This window comes from Thermocladium sp. ECH_B, from assembly GCA_001516585.1.
GTDB lineage: Archaea > Thermoproteota > Thermoprotei > Thermoproteales > Thermocladiaceae > Thermocladium.
On sequence record LOBW01000093.1, the window covers coordinates 1 to 6,216 of the forward strand.

Below are 6,216 nucleotides of genomic sequence, written 5' to 3' on the forward strand. Positions count from 1 at the left end.
CCATGCCGAACCTATGGAGCGCATCGGCTACGAAGGCTAGGCTAGCCATGCCGCGCCTAATGCCCATCAATTCATTAATGAATTGGACGGGCGGGTACGGGGCATTCACTGCATGACATCCATAGTGAGCCGCTGAATGAGTCTCCAGAATTCATATTTATAATCATATAATTAGGGGGAGTCACGTGAGTTATTCATCTATTTTTGAGGAAATGAGGCGGGATGAGGTGCATGGAGCGTCCTGGTACTTCGATAAGGCGCTGAATGCAGCGGAGGCCGCCCTGGGAAGAATCAGTGAGGAGCAATTCATTAATGAATTGATGGGCATTAGGCGCGGCATGGCTAGCCTAGCCTTCGTAGCCGATGCGCTCCATAGGTTCGGCATGGGTGCTGAAACCATACGTGCGCTGAGGATGTATGGGGAAGAGGCTAGGCACGCATTGTCCAGGATCCACAGGGAGGGATCCGTCTTAACCATCAGTTACTCCAGCGCCGTGTCCCTCGTCTTCGGTTCATCCATACGATACGTGCTGGAGTCAAGGCCTGGAAGCGAGGCCGAGGAACTCGTGAAGCGGTTCCCAGGCATAGCCATGGTTCCGGACTCAGCCATGGCGCAATTCGCCGCCGAGGTGGACATGATAGCGGTGGGGACGGACGGCATNTANATGGATAAAGCTCTGAATAAGGTGGGCACGCTNCCCCTCGCCCTGGTGGCAAGGCACTTGGGGAAGCCATTCATAGTGGTTGGGGAATCATTCAAGGCGCAGCCCCATAACGCCGACTGCAGCGGACTCCATGAAGTGGAGTTCAGGGGGATTCCCGTGAAGTTATTTGACTGCGTCCCCACGCAATTGATTGATCTCTTCATAACGGATGTCGGTGAATTCCAGCCGGGGGGCGCTGCGATGAATATATATGAGGCGGCGATGAGGAGGGTAAGCGATTACTTGGATTCCCCTCATTAGCCCTCCTTCACCATTAATCTATACACGGCCAGGGGCTCATCATCGTATGGATCCACATCAATTAAGTAAACCTCGGAAGCCGTAATTATTAGCCTCAACTCGCTTGGCGGCGCCTCAATCCTATCCGGTAAATTACTGATCCCAAGCACCCTCAATGCAATCACCGATTCCCGCTTATTTAATAAGTTGAAGATCTTGTAATTAGACCTCAATGCATCATCATATAGATCCAGGANCTCTCTGTTGGGCACCCTGATCAGCGCCATTACTGCCTTATCCATTAATCCAAGTAATCGCGGCATTAATGAATCCAGCAAAACAAGTCTTCCCCTTCCCTTANCTGATTTATCCTCGGCCTCCTTTATCAATGACATAATTGGGTAATTAACTGAAACGCTATAAAAATTACCCTCCGCAACAAGATGAGGAAGCGGCTTGCCCCCTGTATGCATCCACGCCGTTTACTTGCCGGGGAATTTTTGGTTCCCCGGTTTTCAATAGCGTGAATCCAGTACAGGTCTAGGCCTGTTTTAGGCTACTGCGCCTGGGTTTAAGAAGCTTCCAGTAAGCACTTATTAATAATATAACTAAGATATTAGTTTATATATGTAAATATGATAAACCCAACTAAACAGGAGGCGCGGCCCAATCGAGTTTGAGCCGCGCCAAGCGGCGTGGATGCACACGTGGGGGCTGTTATGCTCATCTAGTCGCCGCATAAATACATAACGATCAGAATCCACATTAAGCATTGATTCAATGTTTTATTTGATTTATAATAATGATAATATTATTAATATAATGAATAATGAAGCAATTCACTTAGTGGATCAATTAGTAATATTTATAAGTAGGAATGCTATTTTCGTTAAATGGTTGTGGAGGAAAAGAAGCGGATAACTCTAAAGCATAGAAGCAGCACCGTGACGGATGGCGTGGAGAGGGCTCCTCATAGGAGCCTCTTTAAGGCCGCCGGGTTCTCCGACGAGGACTTAAGTAAACCCCTTATTGCGGTAGCGAATTCCTGGAACGAGATAGTGCCCGGCCACATTCACCTAAATGAGTTGGCCAGGCATGTTAAGGAGGGGGTGAGGGCTAGTGGAGGGACTCCAATGGAGTTCAATACCATTGCGATAGATGATGGAATAGCAATGGGGCATGAGGGGATGAAGGCCTCCCTGATCAGCAGGGAAGTGATAGCCGATTCCGTTGAGTTGATGGTAATGGCCCACCGCTTCGATGCATTGATTCTAATTGCCAGTTGCGATAAGATAGAGCCGGGCATGTTAATGGCGGCCGCCCGGTTAAATATACCGTCTATCTTCATCAATGGGGGCCCCATGTTGACGGGGGAATTAGGGGGCAGGATGCTTTCATTGGGCGACGTGTTTGAGGCGGTTGGCGCCTACTTCTCCGGCAAGATAACCTTGGATGATCTACGCCTCATAGAGAACGCTGCGTGCCCCGGCGCCGGTTCATGTGCTGGGCTATACACTGCAAACACCATGGCAATACTGGGGGAGGCTCTCGGAATGTCGTTGCCCGGCTCATCTACTATACCCGCCATAGATGCGAGGAGGCGGATGGCGGCGAAGGCGACTGGGGAGGCATTGATGAGGCTTCTCGAGAATGGAATTAAGCCGAGGGATATAATGACGTATGAGGCGTTCGAGAATGCCATAGCAGTTGATGCCGCAATGGGGGGCTCCACTAATGCTGTGCTTCACTTATTGGCCATAGCTAATGAGGCTGGAGTTAAGTTGACCCTTGAGGATTTCGACAGGATATACTCCAGGACCCCCTACATAGCTGATCTATTGCCTGGCGGTAAGCACGCCGTTTGGCAACTGGATAGAGTTGGTGGGCTGCCTCTTGTTCTGCGCAGATTATCGCGTCGTGGATTGATAAATCAAAGAACATTAACAGTGACGGGGGAAACGCTGGAGGAGAACCTGAAGAGGCAGTGGCCGTGGATGATGCCAATTAATGAGGGGGAGCAAAACATAGTTAAGAGCCTTGAGTCGCCCATTCTACAGACCGGGGGAGTCGCCATACTTAGAGGCAACCTAGCGCCGGAGGGCGCGGTGGTTAAGGTGGCTGGGGTAAGTAGGCTTAGGCATGATGGGGTCGCGAGGGTGTTCGATGATGAGGAGTCGGCATTCAAGGCAGTTATGGGCGGCGAGATCAAGGCCGGCGACGTGGTTGTGATTAGGTACGTGGGGCCCCGAGGTGCTCCCGGCATGCCTGAAATGCTTTCCGTCACGTCAGCCATAGTTGGCGCCGGTCTCAGGGATGGTGTTTCCTTGATCACGGATGGCAGGTTCAGCGGCGCAACAAGGGGATTAATGGTGGGCCACGTGGCGCCTGAGGCAGCCATGGGGGGCCCAATAGCCGCTCTTAGGGATGGGGATCACATAACCATAGACGCCGTTAATAAGGTTCTCAACGTGAAGTTAAGCGATGAGGAGATAAGCAATAGGTTGCGGGACTGGGCGCCGCCGAGACCTAGATACTTAAGCGGAGCATTGGCCAGATACTCGCGGCTAGTCACATCAGCATCAAGGGGAGCAGTGCTTAGCGTGGATTAAGGGCTTTCCTTTATAAACCCATAAGCGTCTTCCACCCATGAAAATAACTTTCCTGGGCATTGGTGGGTGGGTATCCAGTCCCTGGTTATCGATGACCTCCATTCTCGTCACGGTGGGGAGAGGAGGATCCTGCTCGATGCGGGGGAAGGCATATACAGGCAGTACAAGAAATGCACGGGCCTCGACGTGGGTGATTTAGATGCCATAGTGCTGAGCCACGGCCATGGAGACCACACGCTGGGGATCCCATCATTCGCATTAATGGGAAGCATGCAGAGACGTAGGGTGCGAGTCGTGGCCATGGATTACGTTGTGAGGGATCTTAGGAAATTGATGAGGAGCGTTCACTTGGAGAAGTATATTCGTTGGCTTCAATTGATCGGCGTTAATAACTTGAATGAGGAGGCGAGGATCATATACGAGGGCCCCGGCTTCCAGGTATGGGGGGCGGCGGCGTCTCACTCGATTCCATCAATGGCGGTCAAGGTGGTTGAAACCGCGAGCGGGCAATGCATGGTTTATAGCGGGGACACGGTTCCAACCGACTCAATAGTGAGGCTGGCAGCTAACTGTGATGTGCTTATCCACGAGACAGGCGGTAATCCAGGCATGGAGGCGGAGGCCCACGGCGTTGGGCACAGCACGACTAGGGATGCATTAAGCATCGCCGAGAAGGCTGGAGTGAAGTACTTAGTTCCCATTCATTACTATATACGGAACCCAGTGTTGGAGGGCGGCCGAGTCATTATTCCATTGGAGTGCTCCACCATAGATATTGGGGAACTATTCTCCCCCCAGCCCTAAGGGGGTTCCCTCATTTCCATTCAGTGATCGTTTCTAGGCCGCTGGAAATGCATTGCCTTACAGGTTAATTATGGGAAAAGGATATTAATAACTATGGTTGCTATCCTCGACGTGGAGTCATATAAGCCTAGGGAAGGCACGTGGGCATCCGTTGCCGTAGTGATTAGGAAGTGTAATGGCGATTTACAGGTGCTGGTCGGCAGGAGGCGTAATAGGAGTAATGACCCATGGGCCGGGGATGCATCGTTTCCGGGCGGACATTATAAGGAGGAGGATGGGGATCTCTTGAGAACAGCCATTAGGGAGACAATGGAGGAAACAGGCATTGATTTAAGTGGGGCGAGGATCATCAAGGTGCTCGACATTCATCATCCAAAGAACGTGCCGGAGATAAATGTGGTTCCAATAATCTTCATGATCGATGGATGCGACGTGAATCCGACCAAGGACGGCGGGGAATTCGATGAGTTGAGGTGGATCAATCTAAGCGAGTTGCCTAAGTACGAGGCAGTCACCGCCGNTAAGGGGAGGGAGAGGAAGGCCATAATATATGATGGAATAGTGATTTGGGGCATGACTAGGAGAATACTGTGCAAGGTTTACGAGGAGTTCTCATTGGGTGGGGAATCCAATAAATTGAATGAAATGAATAAATGATTGGTTAAGGATTCTTTAGAGATTCTTATGCTGTTGCCACTTGCTTGAATGCCTTTAGCAGGTAGACCAGTACCACGGCCAGCACGAAGAACACGACGAATACCATATAAGCCAACGCGAAGCTGTTGGTCACTGCCTTAATGTAGCCAACTATATATGGGCCAACGAATCCTCCCAGGTTGCCTATTGAATTAACGAATCCTATTGCCACTGCTGCCACGCTGCCCGTTAAGTACATGGTTGGGAGGCTCCAGAAGGAGCCAAATGGCCCCAGTATACCCATCGTGAGCAGTATTAGGCCAATGAGCAGGGCATAGAAGTTGTTTGGGAACGCTATTGCGATTATTGCCCCTACTGCGCCTATAATTAACGGTATGGCAGTATGGTGGATCCTCTCCAGCGTCATGTCGGAGTGGCGGCCCCACACGTACATATACACAAGGCCTATCAACCATATGCCCGCCACCAGGTACCCCACGCCAACATAGCCATAAGCGGAGCCGAGCTTAAGTATTGCTGGGGTCCATATGCTCACCGCATATAGATCGGTTATCCAGAAGAAATAGATGAGGGCAAGCATTATGGTAACTGGGTTAGCCAGCGCGGAGCCTATGCTTTGCTTAACCTTCTTGGCCGCCTCCTCCGCCTCCTTATTGAGGGCCGCGATCAACGCATTCTTCTCCTCTGGGGATAGCCAAGTAGCCTCGTTTGGCCTATTAGTCATAAATATGTAGGCAATGGGCGAGAAGATGAGGGCAAGTAGCCCCTCTATATAGAATAGCCAGCGCCAACCTATTGTGGTTATTATGTAGCCCGCTAATGGGCCATTAATTATTTCGGAGACCGGAATAGCCATCATGAAGAGAGCCACTGCNTGCGCCCTCCATTTCTGCGGGAACCAAAGGGATAGATAGTATATGACGCCGGGGAAGAATGCGCCCTCCATGAATCCCTCAATGAATCTATATATGTAAAGCTCCATAACATTGGTGACCGTGCCGACCAGTATTCCGAATAATCCCCACCCGGCGAGGAATATCGCTATAACTACCTTGGCTCCGATCTTATCGACCAGGTAAGTGCCCGGCATCTGGAATATGAAGTAGCCAATGAAGAATATGCCCGAGGCAAGCCCCAGCGCAGAGTAGCTGAACCCCAGTAATTGATGCATTGGGACCTCGGCGAATCCAATGTTAACCCTA

6 protein-coding genes are annotated in these 6,216 nt (G+C 50.9%); 4 read left to right on the forward strand and 2 right to left on the reverse strand.

Annotated features, from left to right (window positions below):
* Positions 1-185: 185 nt before the first annotated feature.
* A complete protein-coding gene (locus tag AT710_08880; protein ID KUO90500.1) occupies positions 186-965 on the forward strand; it encodes a hypothetical protein in 780 nt (259 codons plus the stop codon).
* On the opposite strand, the gene AT710_08885 is transcribed toward AT710_08880, so the two are convergent.
* Positions 962-1,339, reverse strand: coding sequence for a hypothetical protein (locus tag AT710_08885; protein KUO90501.1), 378 nt, complete (start codon positions 1,337-1,339; stop codon positions 962-964). The genes AT710_08880 and AT710_08885 overlap by 4 nt on opposite strands.
* Before the next feature lie 498 nt (positions 1,340-1,837).
* On the opposite strand from AT710_08885, the gene AT710_08890 reads away from it, so the two are divergent.
* The 3 genes from AT710_08890 to AT710_08900 all read left to right on the forward strand — a co-directional run bounded on the left by AT710_08890 (position 1,838) and on the right by AT710_08900 (position 5,014).
* Positions 1,838-3,553, forward strand: coding sequence for a dihydroxy-acid dehydratase (locus AT710_08890; protein KUO90502.1), 1,716 nt, complete (start codon positions 1,838-1,840; stop codon positions 3,551-3,553).
* Positions 3,554-3,619: 66 nt separating this feature from the next.
* Positions 3,620-4,357, forward strand: coding sequence for a hypothetical protein (locus tag AT710_08895; protein ID KUO90503.1), 738 nt, complete (start codon positions 3,620-3,622; stop codon positions 4,355-4,357).
* A 93-nt stretch (positions 4,358-4,450) separates the two neighbouring features.
* Positions 4,451-5,014: a hypothetical protein gene (locus tag AT710_08900; GenBank protein KUO90504.1), complete on the forward strand. Its 564-nt coding sequence runs from the start codon at positions 4,451-4,453 to the stop codon at positions 5,012-5,014.
* A gap of 25 nt (positions 5,015-5,039) precedes the next feature.
* Here the strand turns inward: AT710_08900 and AT710_08905 are convergent.
* Positions 5,040-6,216, reverse strand: a 1,177-nt coding sequence (locus tag AT710_08905; protein ID KUO90505.1) for a hypothetical protein, incomplete at its 5' end; no start/stop codon positions are given.

Excerpts from the sequence above, each read along its gene's own strand:
- AT710_08890 (KUO90502.1), top strand. The coding sequence starts at position 1,838 with ATGGTTGTGGAGGAAAAGAAGCGGATAACTCTAAAGCATAGAAGCAGC.